General features: G+C 58.1%; 14 protein-coding genes. 10 read left to right on the top strand and 4 right to left on the bottom strand.

Annotated features, from left to right (window positions below):
* Positions 1-292 precede the first annotated feature (292 nt).
* Both KMP13_RS07690 and KMP13_RS07685 read right to left on the bottom strand, forming a co-directional pair.
* Positions 293-1,720: a sensor histidine kinase gene (locus tag KMP13_RS07690; protein WP_251363725.1), complete on the bottom strand. Its 1,428-nt coding sequence runs from the start codon at positions 1,718-1,720 to the stop codon at positions 293-295.
* Positions 1,721-1,737: 17 nt separating this feature from the next.
* On the bottom strand, positions 1,738-2,469 hold the full coding sequence (locus tag KMP13_RS07685) for a response regulator transcription factor (RefSeq protein WP_215265259.1): 732 nt from the start codon (positions 2,467-2,469) through the stop codon (positions 1,738-1,740).
* 224 nt (positions 2,470-2,693) lie between these two features.
* Between KMP13_RS07685 and KMP13_RS07680 the strand changes: the two genes are divergently transcribed.
* The 5 genes from KMP13_RS07680 (at position 2,694) to speB (ending at position 8,114) form a co-directional block, all read left to right on the top strand.
* Positions 2,694-3,938: an ABC transporter substrate-binding protein gene (locus tag KMP13_RS07680; RefSeq protein ID WP_215265258.1), complete on the top strand. Its 1,245-nt coding sequence runs from the start codon at positions 2,694-2,696 to the stop codon at positions 3,936-3,938.
* Between the two features lie 63 nt (positions 3,939-4,001).
* Positions 4,002-4,874 carry a carbohydrate ABC transporter permease gene (locus tag KMP13_RS07675; RefSeq protein WP_215265257.1) on the top strand — a complete coding sequence of 291 codons (873 nt, stop codon included), beginning with the start codon at positions 4,002-4,004 and terminating at the stop codon, positions 4,872-4,874.
* The gene (locus KMP13_RS07670) at positions 4,867-5,772 is read left to right on the top strand and encodes a carbohydrate ABC transporter permease (protein ID WP_215265256.1); all 906 of its coding nucleotides are present in this window, start codon (positions 4,867-4,869) and stop codon (positions 5,770-5,772) included. The genes KMP13_RS07675 and KMP13_RS07670 overlap by 8 nt, the downstream gene beginning before the upstream one ends.
* A gap of 3 nt (positions 5,773-5,775) precedes the next feature.
* Positions 5,776-6,873, top strand: a complete 1,098-nt coding sequence (locus KMP13_RS07665) for an ABC transporter ATP-binding protein (RefSeq protein ID WP_215265255.1) — start codon at positions 5,776-5,778, stop codon at positions 6,871-6,873.
* A gap of 275 nt (positions 6,874-7,148) precedes the next feature.
* A complete protein-coding gene (speB, locus tag KMP13_RS07660) occupies positions 7,149-8,114 on the top strand; it encodes an agmatinase (RefSeq protein ID WP_215265254.1) in 966 nt (321 codons plus the stop codon).
* Here the strand turns inward: speB and KMP13_RS07655 are convergent.
* Positions 8,040-9,743: a Hint domain-containing protein gene (locus tag KMP13_RS07655; protein ID WP_215265253.1), complete on the bottom strand. Its 1,704-nt coding sequence runs from the start codon at positions 9,741-9,743 to the stop codon at positions 8,040-8,042. The genes speB and KMP13_RS07655 overlap by 75 nt on opposite strands.
* Positions 9,744-10,000: 257 nt before the next feature.
* A complete protein-coding gene (locus KMP13_RS07650; protein ID WP_215265252.1) occupies positions 10,001-12,250 on the bottom strand; it encodes a molybdopterin-dependent oxidoreductase in 2,250 nt (749 codons plus the stop codon).
* Between the two features lie 363 nt (positions 12,251-12,613).
* Between KMP13_RS07650 and KMP13_RS07645 the strand changes: the two genes are divergently transcribed.
* From KMP13_RS07645 to bioA, 5 genes are all read left to right on the top strand, one after another.
* Positions 12,614-14,086, top strand: coding sequence for a calcium-binding protein (locus KMP13_RS07645; protein ID WP_215265251.1), 1,473 nt, complete (start codon positions 12,614-12,616; stop codon positions 14,084-14,086).
* A gap of 182 nt (positions 14,087-14,268) precedes the next feature.
* Positions 14,269-15,246: a biotin synthase BioB gene (bioB, locus tag KMP13_RS07640; RefSeq protein WP_215265250.1), complete on the top strand. Its 978-nt coding sequence runs from the start codon at positions 14,269-14,271 to the stop codon at positions 15,244-15,246.
* A complete protein-coding gene (locus KMP13_RS07635) occupies positions 15,246-16,385 on the top strand; it encodes an 8-amino-7-oxononanoate synthase (protein WP_215265249.1) in 1,140 nt (379 codons plus the stop codon). The genes bioB and KMP13_RS07635 overlap by 1 nt, the downstream gene beginning before the upstream one ends.
* Positions 16,382-17,026, top strand: a complete 645-nt coding sequence (gene bioD, locus KMP13_RS07630) for a dethiobiotin synthase (protein ID WP_215265248.1) — start codon at positions 16,382-16,384, stop codon at positions 17,024-17,026. Before KMP13_RS07635 ends, bioD begins: the two co-directional genes overlap by 4 nt.
* Positions 17,014-18,306, top strand: coding sequence for an adenosylmethionine--8-amino-7-oxononanoate transaminase (gene bioA, locus KMP13_RS07625; RefSeq protein WP_215265247.1), 1,293 nt, complete (start codon positions 17,014-17,016; stop codon positions 18,304-18,306). Before bioD ends, bioA begins: the two co-directional genes overlap by 13 nt.
* The last annotated feature ends 3 nt before the right edge of the window (positions 18,307-18,309 follow it).

Below are 18,309 nucleotides of genomic sequence, written 5' to 3'. Positions count from 1 at the left end.
CTTGGTTTGCAAGATCATCAGCAGCACAAAGGGACCGTCCTCATTGTCGCATCTCTGCACGGCTGATCTATTGGGCTCCTGAATTAGGCGGCTTCCATTGAAATGCTGTTACTACAGTTGCTGTTCGTGCTCAATCGGGTGAGCATTGCTAATTTAATAAGCCTGCACACGTAAATTTAGCACGTTTCATAATACGATTTCTTACCATAGAGAGGCACCGGGACTGCGGTTTTTATGGTGGTGTTGTTGTCATTGCCCAAAGAGGGGGACAGATCTGTGCAAACGGAGACGTTCACCGGGGCAGAACAACCCGTGCGCGCAGCCCCACATCCCCCTGTTCAAACGTCAAAGTGCCGCCGTGGATCGACACGATTGTAACCACGATGGAAAGCCCCAGACCGGTGCCTTCGATCTGGGTGGTGTTATGGCCGCGCTGAAACGGGGCCATCATGCGGTTGATGTCGTCCAGGGTGAATTCGGTGCCTTCGTCCTCGATCAAAACGGTGGCAAAGCGGCTGTCGGCCTGCAAGGTCACCCGCGCGGTGCGACCATATTTGATTGCATTGTCGATCAGGTTTGACAGGGCCCTTTGCAGCCCCACCGGGCGACAGGTGACAATGACACGGCGATCCTGAGGGATGGTTGCGGACCCTTTGCGCGATTGAAACAGCGAGCCCATGCCGTGCACCACAAGCGGGGCGTTTTCGACCAAATCCACCGGATGGCCCACATCGCGGTAGTCGTCCACCAAGGCTTCGACCAAGGACGACAGGGACAATTCGCGCGGCTCTTCCAGGTTCAATTCAGCGCGTGTGTAGGTCAGGACGCTTTCGATCATACCGGTCATCTGGTCGATGTCGCCTTCGAGTTTTGAGCGCAGCGCGGCGTCCTCGATCAGGCGGGCGCGCAGCCGTAACCGGGTGGCAGGGGTGCCCAGATCATGGCTGATACCGGACAGAACCACCGCCCGTTTCGACAGGCTGTCATGTTCGGCCTCAAGGTAGAGGTTCACCGCCTCTACAACTTCTTTCAGTTCAGATGGGCCGTCGCTTTCATAGCTTTCTGGCCCGCCCAGACGTCGGTGCTGCCGCAGGCGGCGGGCAAAAGCTTCGAACAGGCTGGCGACACGCACCACTTGCGACAACAAGACCGCCATAACCAGAAACAGACCAAAAGCAGCCGGTAGGCGCCAATCGGTGGGCCGCGCGCTGCAGCCCCAGATGGATGTGCCGTTCACCTGCAACCAGGGCCCCAGCCCATAGCGTGCGTAAATCACCGGGTTCGAACAATAGGTCGCGAGGATCTGCGTGACATTCCCCAGCTTTTCAGCGGCACTTGCCTCCGCACGCGGCGTGATGTCGCCCACACGGTAGCGCAGCCGGTCCGACACAATGGCCAGGGTCAGCGTATCCCCCAGCAAGGGATCGATACTGCTGGAATGGATCGACAGGTTGGTGACATAGGCCGGGTGAGGGGCTTGGTTTAACCGTTCAAACCGCCCCGCTTCGGCCAACGCGGATTGTTCATGCGACATTGGCTCTGCGCGAATGTCCTGTGGCAGGGGCGTGCCTTGGCGCAGGGCTTCATATAAGGAAAAGCCCGCAACAAAACTCTGGGTCAGATGTCGATCCCAAGCACGCGATGACCCAATCCAGACCCCGCTAAAGAGTACGCCGGACAGAGCCGCAACCAGAACCCAGATCTGCCCCAAACGGCGCAATGAAAGCGCGCGCGCCCTCAACTGGCTTCAACCTCAACATCCGCGGAGAAGACATAGCCAACACCGCGTTCGGTGCGCAGCATCTTGGGGTCTTTGGGGTTGGCCTCGACCTTGGTGCGCAACCGTCCGACCAGAACATCGATGGCCCGCCCCGCCGCATCACCGCCACTGTCGCCGGTGACATCCAGCGCGGCGGCGATCTCTTCGCGAGTCAAAGGGATATGGGGATTGGCCAGAAACACCTTGAGCAAGGCGGTCTCCCGTTTGGACAGGGCCACCTGCACACCATCAGGCGCGCGCACCTCGTCGCGTTTGCCGTCATAGATCCAGCCCTGAAAGTGGAACGTTTCGGTATTGCGGCGATAGATAAGCGAGGCGCTGCGGCGGGCACGGTGCAAAACCGCCTTGACCCGCGCCAGCAACAGATCCGGATTGAAGGGCTTGGCGATATAGTCATCGGCGCCAACCTCATACCCCGCCATGCGCTGGTGATCTGCGGACAGGGCCGAGACCAGAATGATCGGCACGTCCCGATCCTTGCGGAGACGGGCGCAGATCTCGACCCCGTTTTCATCCCCCAACATGACATCCAGCAACACCAGATCCACCCGGTTGTCTTTGATCAGGGTCTGGATCTCGGCCTCAGTAGACGCGGGCAGGGCGATATAGCCGTTCTGGCGCAGAAATTGCACCATCATCGCGCGCATCTCTGCATCGTCATCAACGACCAACAGTCGGGGAATCGTCACGGTGCTTCTCCTCCTTTTGCCAATGAATTGGCGCTCCCTCCTTGTGTCATTGTAACGCTGTGCAACAAAATCAATGCCAAAGTAACAGGGCGTAACAAAACCGCACAAAAACTGCCCTCGCATCCGTCTGGCGGGTGTATTGCACGTTGTCACAGGCCCCCTTCATTCACAATGATGAGCCACAGCTGCCCGGGAGGGGCGGCACCAATGGGAGGAAATCTAACATGAAATTCACCGCATTTGCGGCAGTCTCTGCCCTTGCCATAACGTCGGCATCCGCCGCATTCGCAGGCCCCGAAGCCGAAGTCCTGCATTATTGGACATCCGGTGGTGAGGCGAAATCCGTGGCCGTGCTCCAGCAAGAGTTCGCAGCCAAAGGTGGCACCTGGACGGATATGCCAGTGGCCGGTGGCGGCGGTGACGCTGCGATGACCGCGCTGCGGGCACGTGTCCTGTCCGGCAATGCGCCAACCGCGGTTCAGCTGAAAGGCCCCGCCATTCAGGAATGGTACGAGGAAGGCGTTCTGGCCGATATCTCCAGCGTGGCCGAGGCGTCGGGCTGGGCCGCTGTTCTGCCAGAATCCATTGCCAACCACATGAAATGCGAAGGAAGCTGGTGTGCCGCACCGGTCAACGTGCACCGCGTCGACTGGATCTGGGCAAACGCCGAACTGCTGGCTGCCAATGGAATTGAAATGCCCACAACTTGGGACGAATTCAACGCCGCTGCCGAAAAACTGGCGGCTGCTGGCATCACCCCGCTGGCCCACGGCGGGCAAGCCTGGCAGGACGCAACCGTGTTCGAAGCTGTTGTGTTGGGAGTTGGTGGTGCGGAGTTTTTCCAGCAGGCACTGGTTGATCTGGACACCGATGCGCTGACGTCTGACACGATGGTTCAGGCCTTCGACCAGATGCGCACCCTGCGTGGTTATGTGGATGGCAACTTCTCTGGTCGGGATTGGAACCTTGCCACGGCGATGGTCATGAACGGCGAAGCGGCGTTCCAGATCATGGGCGACTGGGCCAAGGGTGAGTTCCTGGCTGCAGGCAAAGTGCCTGGCGAAGACTTCCTGTGTGCTTCAACGCCGGGTGATGGCTTCCTGTACAATGTCGACAGCTTTGCGATGTTTGATGTGGCCGGCGCCGACAAAAAGGCCGGTCAGGATCTCTTGGCCGAGCTGATCGTGGGGCAGAACTTCCAGAAGGTTTTCAACCTGAACAAGGGGTCAATCCCGGCGCGTGTTGACGTGGCTCTGGATGAGTTTGACAGCTGTGCGCATCTGTCAGCCGCTGACATGACATCTTCGTCCGAAGGGGGAACTCTGCTGCCGTCTTACGCCCATGGCATGGCGCTGCGTGGCGCACAGGCGGGTGCGATCACCGACGTTGTGACCGCGCATTTCAACTCTGACATGTCCTCAGCCGAAGCGGTGCAGATGCTCGCTGACGCCGTCGCCAACAGCTACTAATCTTGACATCATGTGGCCGCCCCCATGCGCGGCGTGGGGGCGGCTTTTTAATGGGAGGACATCATGTCTGACTGGCTCGAAAATCACCTGCCCAAGGTGGTGCTCGCCCCGTCCTTCATCGCCATATTGATCTTTGTCTATGGATTTATTGGCTGGACGGCGTGGGTCTCTTTTACCCGCTCAAAACTTCTGCCCCGCTACGAACTCAAGGGCACGATCCAATACGAGAAACTCTTTGCCTCGCCGCGCTGGGATACGGCGATGGACAACCTCTTTATCTTTGGCGCGCTGTTTATCGTGATCGCCATGGTGCTGGGGCTGATGCTGGCGATCTTTCTCGATCAGCAGGTGCGCACCGAAGGGGTGATCCGCACGATCTATCTGTACCCGATGGCGCTGTCGATGATTGTGACCGGCACTGCGTGGAAATGGATCCTCAATCCCGGTCTGGGACTCGAGGCAACCGTGCGCGGCTGGGGGTTTGAGAACTTTACCTTTGACTGGCTTGTGAACCCGGACTACGCGCTCTACACGGTTGTGCTTGCGGCTGTCTGGCAAAGCTCGGGCTTTGTGATGGCGCTGTTCCTGGCAGGCCTGCGCTCTGTGGATGGAGAGATCATCAAGGCAGCCCAGGTCGACGGTATCCCCACCTGGCGGATCTATACGGCGATCATCATCCCCTCGATGGCGCCGATCTTCCTGTCTGCCTTTATCGTGCTGGCCCACCTGGCGATCAAAAGCTTTGATCTGGTGATCGCGCTTACCGGCGGTGGTCCGGGATATGCCACCGATCTGCCCGCGACCTACATGTATGCCATGGCGTTTTCGCGCGGTGACATTGGTCAGGCGGCAAGCTCTGCGATGATCATGATGGCGGTCGTTTTCACCATCGTTGTTCCCTATCTCTACTCAGAACTGAGGGCGAAAAATGACTGATCTCCCTATGTCTTCAACCGCGCGCAGCGCAAAATCCGACACCGGGTTTGGCAAGCTCGCCCTGCGTTTGGGCCTCTATCTGATCCTTGGCCTCTTTGCGCTCTACTATCTGTTGCCGTTGTTTGTGATGCTGACAACATCCCTCAAAAGCCTTGAGGAAATCCGCACCGGATCGCTGATGGCATTGCCGCGCGAGGTCACGTTTGACGCCTGGAAAACCGCCTGGTCCGGTGCTTGTACGGGCATTCAATGCGAAGGGCTGCGTCCCTATTTCTGGAATTCGGTCATTCTTGCCATTCCGGCGGTTGCGATCTCGACCATCCTTGGCGCGCTGAATGGGTATGTGATTGCCCATTGGAAATTCAAAGGGGCCAACCTGATCTTCTCTTTGATGCTGTTTGGCTGTTTCATCCCGTTCCAAGTGGTGTTGCTGCCGATGGCACGGGTACTGGGCATGATGCAGCTGGCGGGCAGTATTCCGGGGCTGATCTTTGTCCACGTGATCTACGGGCTTGGCTTTACCACGCTGTTTTTTCGCAACTACTATGTGACGGTTCCGGCTGAGCTGACCAAAGCGGCCAAGGTAGATGGCGCCAGTTTCCTGCGCATCTTCTGGTCGATCTTTATGCCGCTGTCGCTGCCAATCATCGTAGTGACGGTCATCTGGCAGTTCACCCAGATCTGGAACGACTTTCTGTTTGGTGTGTCTTTCAGCCAGGCGGGTACCCAGCCTGTCACCGTTGCGCTGAACAATATCGTCAACTCCACCACTGGCGTCAAAGAGTACAATGTGGATATGGCCGCAGCGATCATCGCCGCGCTTCCTACGCTTTTTGTCTACGTCGTTGCTGGCAAATACTTCATCCGCGGCCTCACCGCCGGTTCAGTGAAAGGGTGACCCATGGCTCCTATTCTTGATATTAAAAACCTCTACAAAAACTACGGAAACGTCGAAATCCTCAAGGATATCAACGTCTCCATCGAACCCGGCGACTTTCTGGTGCTGGTTGGTCCGTCGGGCTGTGGCAAGTCCACGTTGCTGAATTGTATCGCCGGTCTCGAACCCATCACCGACGGCCACCTCAGCATTGGCGGCAAGGACATGACCCACGTCAGCCCCAAGGACCGCGATATCGCGATGGTGTTCCAGTCCTACGCGCTTTACCCGACCATGAGCGTGGCAAAGAACATCACCTTTGGCATGAAAGTGCGCGGCGAAGATGCCGCCACCCAAGAGGCCAAGCTGATGAAAGTTGCGGCCCAGCTGCAGATCGAATCGCTGCTCAACCGGCGTCCCGGCCAGCTTTCGGGGGGGCAACGTCAACGGGTTGCCATGGGACGCGCGCTGGTGCGGGATCCCAAGCTGTTCCTGTTTGACGAACCCCTATCGAACCTGGACGCGAAGCTGCGGGTTGAGATGCGCTCTGAAATCAAGAAACTGCACCAGACCCTTGGGGCCTCCATGGTCTATGTGACCCACGACCAGATCGAAGCGATGACCCTCGCGACCAAGATTGTGGTGATGAAAGGCGGCGTGATCCAGCAGATCGGCACCCCGGCTGAGATCTACAACACGCCCGCCAACCTCTTTGTGGCGGACTTCATGGGCTCGCCCGCGATGAACCTGATCCCGGCCAAAACCCACAAGGAAAAGGGCAACACCGTGCTGGAAATCTCTCGTCCCGACGGCGCGCCGTTGAAGCTGATGGATCAGCGCGATCTTGACTTGCCAGCGGATGTTTTGCTGGGTCTGCGTCCCGAAGACATCGCCGAAAGCGGCTTCCGATCTGGCGCCGACGTACAAGAGGCCGAATGCATGGTGGAGATGGTCGAACCGGCTGGAGCAGACACCTATGTGGTGTCCCATCTGGGCGGGAAACAGGTGACCGCGCGTCTTCATGCGGAAACTTCGGCGCAGGCGGGACACGCCTTGTCGCTGGCTTTTGATCTGGGCAAAGTGTCCTACTTTGCGCCACTTACCGGTGATCGTTTGAATTGACGCCACATCGCTAAACGCTGGCCCGCGTTCGACCTGCGGGCCCGTTACGTGCTGGAATGATGATCACACCGGGGATCGGCCTGGCAGCTACTTTTGATGCGCTCGATCACTCTTGCAGCGCAGGCCCGCGCGCATCGAGCATTCTAGGCTAGACATTTTCCATTTCAAATTGTGAGGTCCTTTTCTGCAAACGGTGCCCGGGTTTTTTAACGCCCGCCTGGGACACCGCAATCAAGGATTGGCTACATGTGTTGGCCGCAAATAAAGGAATGCCGATGTCATCCCATGGATATGATGCGGGCCGCTTGAACCTCCCCTTTGTCGGAATTCCGACATTCGGCAAGTCGCCGTATGTACAGGACTGGGAAACAATCGACGCCGATGTCGCCATACTGGGGGCGCCGTTTGATTTTGGCGCGCAGTATCGTTCGGGTGCACGGTTTGGACCGCGTGCGGTGCGGGAGGCCTCAACGCTTTTTAGTTTCGGTCACGCGGGTGCCTATGATCACGAGGACGATGCGACCTATCTGGGTGAAGACGTACGCATTGTGGATCTCGGCGATGCAGACATCATTCATACCAAGACCGAAGAAAGCCATGCCAATATCGAATTTGGCGTCCGCAAGATTTTGGAAGCTGGCGCACTGCCTGTGACCATCGGTGGCGATCATTCGGTGAATATTCCCTGCATCAATGCTTTTGCAGATGACTGTGCGCAGAACGGGGCGATCCATGTCATTCAGATCGATGCCCATTTGGATTTTGTGGATGACCGCCACGGGGTCACTTTGGGCCATGGCAACCCGATGCGCCGCGCGATGGAAAAAGACTACGTTTCCGGGATGACGCAGCTTGGCATCCGTAATGTCTCTTCAACCGCAAAGGAAGGCTACGAGGATGCCCGTGCGCGTGGGTCTGACATCCTGTCGGTGCGCCAAGTGCGCAAGCTTGGCACGGATGCGGTCTTGGCGCGCATTCCGGAGGGTCAGCGATACTATGTGACCATCGATATCGACGCCTTTTGCCCCTCCATCGCAGCTGGCACCGGCACGCCCAGCCATGGGGGATTTCTGTACTATGATGTGCTGGAAATCTTGCAGGGGTTGAGCACGCGCGGCGATGTGGTTGGCATCGACCTGGTCGAAGTCGCACCTGCCTATGACCCTTCAGAAAGCACTCAGATCCTGGCAGCGCAGCTGTTGCTGAACTTCTTGGGATTTATCTTCCACAATCGGCGCTAGGTGTGAGTAGGCGACATTGACGCACGCGACTTGGTTTTGCAGGGACGCTTGCAGGGGTTTGCCGTTGGCTTGGTGGCGGCGCAGCAGGGTTTTGATGCGTTTGCCCTGTTCGGGGATCAGCCGCGCGGCATCCGTCGCCCGTTGCTGCGCGGCAGGCACAGGGCCTGATGCTGCCAGCAGCGCAAGGCAGTGATCGGCATCCTCTGACAGGGCGCGCAACGCCTCTTGGCCTAACAGCAGTGTTTCGCTCACCGTGCCATTGGCCTGTAACAGGTGATGCTGGTCTAACAGAACATGCGTGTAACAGATCGAGCTTTGAGGACGGATTTGTTGGATACCGGCGTGGCCAACCAGTTTGATCGCGGCCACCAGAACCTCGTCCGTGCCAAACATGCGTTGGGCGATTTTGGATTTGACCAAGACGCGATGTTGCGGCGACAAGTAAAGATCACGCGCTGGGCAGCCTGTGCCCAAAGCGCCCGTAGGTATCAAAACGGGGCGCAGTTTGGGCGATTGATCCAACTGCTTGCGCGTCAAAAGACGGCTTCCGATCCAGCGAATGGGTTGCGCGCCTTGATCGATGGTCTCAACCAGATCGCCGATCCGCAGAGCCTCGACCGCAGTTGCCCCACGGGGCGTGTCAATCAATGTGCCCGCAACGAAACAGGGCGCTGTGCTGGCGGTTTCCAGATTGGAGTACCGAATGGTATGGCCACCGGGCAGGGTCAGGCGCCCTTGGGACAGGGTATAATCTCCGCCTTCTTCAATGGTGAAACGCCCCAGCGTGCGGTCGTTGATTTCCGTGCCAACTGGCAGCGACAGGTGGTCGGTGCCATCACCGCCATTAATCCGACCGAAGATTGTGACGTCATCAGTGAGGGCAATCCTGTCGTCGCCATCCCCGGCGTTCAGGCCGTTGTTGAGAACCGATGAAGACAACAGCAGCGTGTCACTGCCATCACCAAGCAGGAGCCCGTTGTTGACCGTGCTGCCGGTTATCTCAACCAGATCATCACCATCACCGCTGTCCAATCCCCGGTTCAAAGTGCTGTCTTGCGCAGAAATCGTGTCGTCGCCGTCGCCGGTGTCCAACTCCGCATTGATCGTGGTGTCAGTGAGCTCGACGGCATCCGCGCCATCGCCGGTTTCAAACCGGGTGTTTACCGTGACGCCGGTGATGCGGATGACGTCTGCACCGTCACCGGCAGAGAGCCCGCCGATTTGATCAAAGGCCGCGCTGGTCGCTTGGATCGTGTCATTGCCTGCGCCGCTTGCAATGCCGCCGCTTGCGGTGCTGTCGAGCAAGCTGATCGCGTCGTCGCCACCTTCGCTGCTGATCACCCCATAGAGCGTGCTGTCCGTCAGGGTGAAGGTATTGTCGCCTGCGCCGAGGGCGACTTGCGCTCCGAATGTGTCAGAGATCGTGACGACATCGTTGCCACCGGACACCGAAACGCCATTGAACAGATTGGAGTTGCCGGAAATCGAAACAAGGTCAACGCCAGCCGTCCCAAGGACTCCGCTGACGGACGTCACATCCTGTTGGCTCGGATCGCCAAGCACCGAACCGATGGAACCCGTTACCGTGATTGTGCTCCCGGTCGGAGAGTTTCCAAACAAAATCGCCATGCGGGCCTCCCCGTGCTGATCAGGTTAAAAGTTGTCTCGCCAGCATCTGGAATTTTCATGCGCGGGAAAGGGGTAAATTTATGGTTAAGCGTCACATATGGCGAGAGAGCAAAGGGCTATTGCGATCCAGAACGGGCACCAGACCGCGCTTTAATTTACTTGTCGTTAAGCAAGAATTCTTAAGCTGGCGTTAACGGTGAGGTGACGGCCTCGGATAGTGTGGTTGACGTCTCGTTGATGATGCACGACGCGCCGGGTCAATCGATTTTAGTGACCTCAACCAGTGCGGTGTGCGCAGAACACCCTTGTCCCAGACGTGAGGTGCCGACGTCCTTGGTCAGGACATTAGGGTTGCCATTGGGGTCGATCAGCGCGCCGGGTTTGCCGTACCATGCCCCTGTGGGCAGCGCGACAACGCCCGGGGTGATGTCCTCGCTGATCATGGCGCGGGCGCGGCAAACTCCACGCGCGTTGAACACTTTGACTAGCATGCCGGTTTCGATCCCACGGGGGACCGCGTCATCCGGGTGCAGGATCAGCTGTTCAGGCCGCGCACCGGCTTGATCTGCCAGCGCGCTTTCAAATTGGCTGTGCAACTTGTCGCCGGGCTGGGGGGAGACCAGATGCAAGGGTGCGGCAGCGGTTGCTGCACCCGGCCATTCTGACGGCGGCAACCAAACGGGATGCCCCGGACAGTCCGCATAGCCAAAGCTGTCGATCGTCTCAGAAAAGATCTCAATCTTGCCGGAAGGCGTTGCCAAGGGCCGACCAACTGGATCCGCACGAAACCGGTTGAGGAATGATGGCGGCGCTTCTTTCTGCGCGACCGGTAGCTTGACCCAGTTCTGATCCTTGAGCGCGTCAAAGCTTGGCAGCTCCAGCCCCAAGCCTTGGGCGCTTGTTTCAAGCTCACCGTAAAGATGTTCCAGCCAGCCCTGAGCGCTGCGCCCTTCGGTAAAGGTCTCAGTCGCGCCCAACCGCTCTGCAAGACCCACAAAAATCGCGTAGTCATCGCGGGCGTCCCCAACGGGCGGGATCAGCTGCGGCATGTGGTAGAGGTACTCGTCCAGATCGCTACGCCCAATGTCTTCGCGCTCATATGGGGTTGTGGCCGGAAACACGATATCGGCGCGCTGGGCCGTCGCGGTCCACCAGGGTTCATTTACAATTATGGTCTCGGGCTGCTGCCAGGCCTGGTGCAGCCGGTTGAGATCCTGATGGTGGTGGAACGGATTGCCGCCCGCCCAATAGACCAGCCGGATATCGGGGTAGGGTTCACGTTTGCCGTTGAAATCATAGTCTTCACCGGGGTGCAGCAGCATATCGGAAATGCGCGCGACGGGGATGACGGTCTTGATCGCATTGTCGCCTTGGGGAAGGGTGGCTCCCCGTGGGCCGCGCATCGACTTGCCAATTGTGCCGATGGCGCCATAGCCATATCCAACGCCGCCGCCCGGCAGGCCGATCTGGCCGAGCATGGCTGCGAGGACTGCGCTCATCCAATAGGGTTGCTCGCCGTGCTCACCGCGCTGCAGGGACCAAGCAACGGTGATCAAGGTGCGCGTGGTCGACATACGGCGCGCAAGCGTGCGAATCTCCGCGGCTGCGACACCGCACAGCGCTACGGCCCATTCTGGCGATTTCGGCTGCCCGTCTACCTCTCCCATCAGGTAGGGGCGGAAGCGTTCGAACCCTGTGGTGTATTGCGCAAGGAACGCATGGTCGGTGCGACCTTCCTCTTCCAGGACAAAAGCCAGGGCCAGCATTAGGGCCGTGTCGGATCCCGGACGACAGGGCATCCATGCGCAGCCCTCGGGCGCGTCGCTGCGTTGGGGGCCGATGTTGATGCGCTGCATCCCCTTGGCGGCAAAGCGGTCGAACCAATCTTCGGTTTCATGCTCGGTTATCCCGCCCATCGAGACCTGACTGTTCTTGGGGTTGATACCGCCAAACATCACCAGAGTTTCGGTGTGATCCAGGATAGTTTGCCAACTGTCTTGCGAGTCGTAGGTGTATTTCAGGAAGGGTATGCCAAACACATGGGGCATGATGGATTGCGCACAGCCGGTGGAATAGCTGCCAAAGGATTTCACATAGCCGCCGATCGCATTCAAAAACCGATGCACCTGGCTTTGGGCGTGATGAAACCGCCCAGCCGAGGCCCAACCATAAGAGCCGCCGAAAATAGCGTCATTGCCATGGGTCGTGCAAACGCGGTCAATCTCTTGCGCCGCAATGTCCAAAGCCTCGTCCCAGGGGAGGTCCACATAGTCACCCTCGCCCCGGCCAGAGCGGTCACGGCGATCAAGCCAAGCGCGCCGGATCGCGGGCCGCGCGACGCGGGATGAATGATGTACGGCGTCCGGTAGAATATGTGCAATTTTGGACGGATTTGGGTCGCGCGCAAAAGGGCGTGCTGCGGTCAGCCGATCACCGTCAACATCCACTTCCATCGCGCCCCAATGGCTTGAGGTGATGAAGGTTCGACGCCCGTGACGCTGTGCCATGTCTGAGGTTCCTCATGCGCAATAGTTCCTGATCAGATCAGTAACCACAGCGCGTCGAAGGCCGCCATGAAAAACATGTAGCGTCATACATGAGAACCCAGCGATGGCCAGCGGTTCACCACACTGGATCGCGTGTCTTGGGTCTAACGAGCGCTATCCGGCGGTTTCTCTTAGATTTCACTTTGTCGAATAAGGTGAGATGATTCGAGGTTGCGTATTCGTTTATTATGGTTTTTTGTTAGATGTTTGTGGTTATTTGTCCAGATGTTTTTTATTTTGAAATTAGGAATCTAAACATAGAAAATTAAGAATTTGTTAACCCTTGGGGATGCTACCTGTGCCTGCAATTTTAGGAGGCAAGCTATGTCAATTATATCAGAAATTTCTGCAACCAGTGAAGTTGTCGAGGGAGAGCTTTTTTTGGGCACGGCCGGTGAAGATTTTCTTCAAGGCGGTGAAGGGAATGACACTGTATCGGGGCTGGAAGGCGACGATTGGATTTCGGGTGGTTACGGCGGCGATGACGTCCTGACCGGCGGCGCGGGCAACGACAATTTCTATCTAGAGTTCAGCTCGGATTTCAGCGCAGGCAATGACGTCGTGACGGACTTCAGTGCCGGGGATTTTTTGTATTTCTTCAATTTCGGTGGCGCACCGGTTTCGTTCGATGTGACTTATGATGGGAACGATACACTTCTGGTTTTGGCGGCGGGCACCCCGGGGCAAAGCACGCTGCGTTTGGTGAACTACATTGCGGGTCCGTTTGAAGACGACACAGTTGTGGACTACTCCTTTGGATTCGGCTTCGTACCTGATGGTGTCGTATCCGATGACATCTTGACCGGAAGCGCAGAGGTACAAGATGACCTTCAAGGGTATGCGGGCGACGACCTCTTGATCGCTGTAGGCGGCAACGACTTTTTGAACGGGGGACTGGGCAACGACACGCTGATCGCTTCAGATGAAGGGGGCGACCTCCTTTATGCGAGCGGCGGCGAAGATGTTTTGATCGGCGGCACGGGCTCGGATAGCTTCGAGGTCTTTGACGGCGACAATGTTCTGACCGGTAACGGTGGTGGCGACAGGTATGAGGTCTATATCGGCCACGGCAACGACACGATCACGGATTTTGGCGAAGGCGACACGCTGCGGATCTTTGACAGCCAATCCGGCGTGTTCTCGATCTCAGCTGAATATACCGAAACGGACACGGTCCTGACCATCGCCGAAGGCACAGAGCAAGAGAGCACGATTACACTCGAAAGCTACATCTTGCCGACGTACGAGTTGCCAGAAGATGGCTTTGTAAACCTCCGTCACACGTTCCATGGCTCTGAATTTAACGTTGTGTCAGACGATGTTTTGTTCAGCTCTGCAGACAATGGTTTTGTTGTTTCGGGTGGCGCTGGCAATGACGTGCTGATCGGCAGTGATGGCTTCGACTATCTTTACGGTGGAATCGGAGACGACACTGTTCTGGGCAATGCGACCGCCGATGTGATCAATGGTGGTGAGGGCGACGATCTTCTGGAAGGCGGCTCTGGCGCTGATACATTTGAATTCTTCGTTCACGCCGGTGAGGACATGGATATTGGATTTGGCAACGACACGATCCGCGATTTCGAAGAGAGTGATTGGATCTCGATCTCGATCGACGGCACGGATACGTCCAACTTTGACGTAACACTGGATGGCACAGATTCTATCCTGACCGTTGGCGTGGGGACCGCAGTCGAAAGCCAGATCGTGTTCGAGGATTACGTTCTTTTGGAGGAGAGCGTTCAAGTCACAAATACGCAGCTGTCGATCACCGGACAATTTGATTTCGAATTCTAATTCGACATCTCAAATGGGGCGAGGGCGGTGCGAAATGTACCGCCCTTTGTCGTGCAAAGCGTCCAAGCCGCTCTACGAAAAAATGCGGGCTTGATAAGTAAGCAGATACTTATCTATAAAAGCTGCCAACTCGCCGAATGTGTGGCGAATTTTTATAGATAAAATGATCGCAGGAGATCTCCATGCTGGACGCAGCCCCTATTCGCACCGACTGGACGCGTGAGGAAGCCGAGAAAATTTACAACCAGCCGTTCATGGATCTTTTGTTCCAGGCGCAAACGGTTCACCGAGCACTGTTTGATCCCAATCAGGTGCAGATGTCCAAGCTCCTGTCGATCAAAACCGGCGGCTGCCCCGAAGACTGCGCCTATTGCTCGCAATCTGCACGCAACGGTGCCCAGCTTTCAGCGGCCAAATTGATCGAGGTTGAGCGTGTGCTGTCCGAGGCCCGCAAAGCCAAGGAAGCAGGCGCCACGCGCTATTGCATGGGGGCCGCTTGGCGCTCGCCCAAGGATCGCGATATGGCCGCGCTTGAGGCGATGATCCACGGGGTCAAAGAGATGGGGATGGAAACCTGCATGACCCTTGGCATGTTGGAAGAGGATCAGGTCTTCCGTCTGCGCGATGCGGGGCTGGATTATTACAACCACAATATCGACACCTCTGAGCGCTATTACAAAGAGATCATCACCACCCGCACCTTTGCCGACCGGATCGACACGCTGAACCGTGTGCGCGAAGCCGGGATCAAGGTCTGTGCCGGCGGTATCGTTGGCATGGGTGAGCAGCAGATGGACCGTATCGATATGCTACTGGCGCTGGCGACATTGGAAGAGCACCCGGATTCCGTGCCGGTCAACATGCTGATCCCCATCGCGGATACGCCCTTGGCTGACGTGGAAAAACTGGACCCGATCGAATTCGTGCGCACCATCGCGCTGGCCCGTATCTTGATGCCGAAATCCCATGTGCGCCTGTCTGCCGGTCGCACCGATATGACAGATGAGCTGCAGGCGATGTGCTTCTTTGCCGGTGCGAATTCGATCTTTGTCGGCGACACGCTTCTGACCGCAGACAATCCCGAAGAAGACCACGATGTCGCCCTGTTCAACCGTCTAGGCATCACCGCTATGGCGGCGGGGTGCGACGGCAGCCGCTGATGGCGGCTCGTTTTGCGCGGCATGCGCAGGCGCTGGATCGCCTGCAGGAGCGGGGGCGATTGCGCCAGCTCTTGCCGCGCAAAGGGCAGGACTTTGCCTCGAACGACTATCTGGGCCTCGCCGACAGCGATGTGCTGCGGCAGGCTGCAGGCGATGCAATTGCGCGTGGTGTTCCAGTTGGGGCAGGCGGGTCCCGTCTGTTGCGCGGCAACGCGGATGAGCATCAACAGCTTGAGGATGAAGCTGCTGCCTTCTTTGGCACGCAGGCCGCGCTCTTTATGGGTGGTGGGTTCAATGCCAATATGGCAATTTTTTCAACTCTGCCGCAGCAAGGCGATCTGGTGCTGTTTGATGCGCTGATCCACGCCAGCGCCCATGACGGTATGCGCCTTGGTCGGGCCGAGACACGCAGCTTTGCGCACAGTGACGTTCAGGCCGCAGGGGATGCAATTGCGGCATGGCGAAACGAAGGCGGCGCGGGGCGGATCTGGATCGCGGTTGAAGGCGTCTACTCAATGGATGGCGACATCGCCCCCGTTTCGGACCTCTTTCAGCTCGCCCAACAACATGACGCGGTGCTGGTCGTGGACGAGGCGCATTCAACAGCTGTGATGGGGGACCTTGGGCGTGGCGTCGCACATGCGGTTGCGCATCATAAAAACGTCCTGTGCCTGCACACCTGTGGCAAAGGGCTCGGGGTGTCTGGTGCTTTGATCTGCGGCGCGCGGGTCTTGGTGGACACGCTGATCAACAAGGCGCGCAGCTTTATCTATGCCACGGCACCCTCGCCGTTGAATGCAGCGCTCGTGCGGGCGGCTCTACGGGAAGTGGCGGAAAACCACGATCTGCGACGCCGCGCGCGCGCGACGGTTGATCATGCCCACCGGGAGGCCGCGCGGCTTTGTGGGCTCAGCGGTTTTCAAAGCCAGATCATGCCGGTGATCATCGGCGGCGACAAACCCACGATGGCTCTGGCACACGGCTTGCAAGAAATCGGCTACGACATTCGCGGCATCCGCCCGCCCACGGTGCCACGCGGCACCTCACGTCTGCGGCTATCGATCACTTTGAACACAGACGCGGGTGTCATTTCTTCGATGTTCTCGGACCTCGCGCAACTGCGGCAGGATTTCACATGAACACGGTTGTTGTCACTGGAACGGATACGGGTATCGGCAAAACTGTGGTCTCAGCCGGGCTGACGCAGGCGCTCGGGGCAACCTATTGGAAACCTGTGCAATCCGGATTGGCAGAGGAAACCGACACACAGGCTGTTGCGCGCCTGACCGGCCAGCCGATTTTGCCCGAAACCTATCGCCTGCAAGTGCCCGCCTCGCCCCATCTGTCGGCCGAGGCCGAAGGTGTCACGATTGACCCATCGCAGCTCACCTTGCCAGTGGGGAAGGGGCCGTTTGTCGTTGAGGGCGCAGGCGGGGTCATGGTGCCCTTGAGCCGGGATACGTTATACTTGGATCTCTTTGCCCGTTGGCAGGCGCCGGTTGTTTTATGCGCACGCACCGCGCTTGGTACGATCAACCACAGCCTCCTGTCGCTCCGTGCGTTGCGTGCGGCGCAGGTGCCGGTTGTGGGCATCATCTTTGTGGGGGAGACCACCCCGGATGTCGAAGACACGATTTGCAGCTTTGGCGCGGTCGCGCACCTGGGGTGCTTGCCTCATTTGGCCGAAGTGACACCCAAGACCGTGAAATCCGCCGTCGCCGAGAACCTGAAACTGGATCTGATCCGCAACACGATGGAGGGGACATCATGCGCGACCTGACGCAGCTGGAGTTTGACCAGCACCATCTTTGGCACCCCTATACCAATGTCACCAAACCGGGTCCTACCTTTGTCGTGAAAGAGGCCGAGGGCGTCCATCTGACGCTCGACGATGGCACGCGGTTGATCGATGCGATGTCGTCCTGGTGGTGCATGATGCATGGTCACCGTCACCCCGAAATTACCCGCGCGATGCATGACCAGTTGGACCGCCTGCCACATGTGATGTTCGGCGGGTTGACCCATGATCCTGCTGTCGATTTGGGGCGGAAACTGCTGGAAATCACACCGGACACGCTCACCCGGATCTTTTACTGCGACAGCGGCTCGGTCTCGGTTGAAGTGGCGATGAAAATGGCGGTGCAGTATCAGCACGCCCTTGGCCACCCCGGGCGCAGTGAATTTGCCACGGTCCGCTCCGGCTATCACGGTGACACTTGGAAAGCGATGAGCGTCTGTGATCCCGACACTGGCATGCACCATCTGTTCCAAGGCGCGCTTAGCGTGCAGCATTTTGTCCCGCGTCCACCGGCGGTGTTAGGGCAAGATTGGCCAGAGGATCCAAGCGCCAACGGATTGGCCGAGCTGCGTCGCACGCTGGAAACTGGCCAGCACAAAATCGCAGCCTTGATCCTGGAACCGGTCGTCCAAGGCACCGGCGGCATGTATTTCTACCACCCCGAATATCTGAATCAGGCGCGCCGGATCTGTGATGAGCTTGGTATTTTGTTGATCTTTGACGAAATCGCAACCGGTTTTGGCCGCACCGGAGAGCTGTTCGCTACGAGCTTTTGCAATGTGGAGCCGGATATCATCTGCCTTGGCAAGGGTTTGACCGGTGGGCATATCTCCTTTGCCTGCACTATGACCAATGACCGCGTGGCCAAAGGGGTCGGCGGCGGCAATCCGGGTATTTTTATGCATGGACCGACCTATATGGCGAACCCTTTGGCCTGTGCCGCGGCCAAGGCGGCGCTGGATGTGTTGACGGCGCAGGATTGGCGCACCCGTGTTGCGGACATTGCCGCGCAGATGGCCACGGAGTTGGCCCCTGCGCGCGATCTGGAAAACGTGGCGGATGTGCGGGTTCTCGGCGGGATCGGCGTGATCGAGATGAAGTATCGCGTCAGCGCCGATGACGCCCATGCACGGGCCAAGGACATGGGCGTGTTTCTGCGTCCCTTTGGTAAGAACATCTACACCATGCCTCCGTTCATCACGACGCCGGATGAGCTGGGCCAGATTACGGCCGGCATGCTGCGCCTGGCGCGGGAGCTCTAGGCC

This window comes from Epibacterium ulvae (assembly GCF_018678075.1).
GTDB classification, from domain to species: Bacteria; Pseudomonadota; Alphaproteobacteria; order Rhodobacterales; family Rhodobacteraceae; genus Epibacterium; species Epibacterium ulvae_A.
Note: the sequence above shows the minus strand (reverse complement) of the source record. Positions and strands in the feature narration are given on the sequence as shown.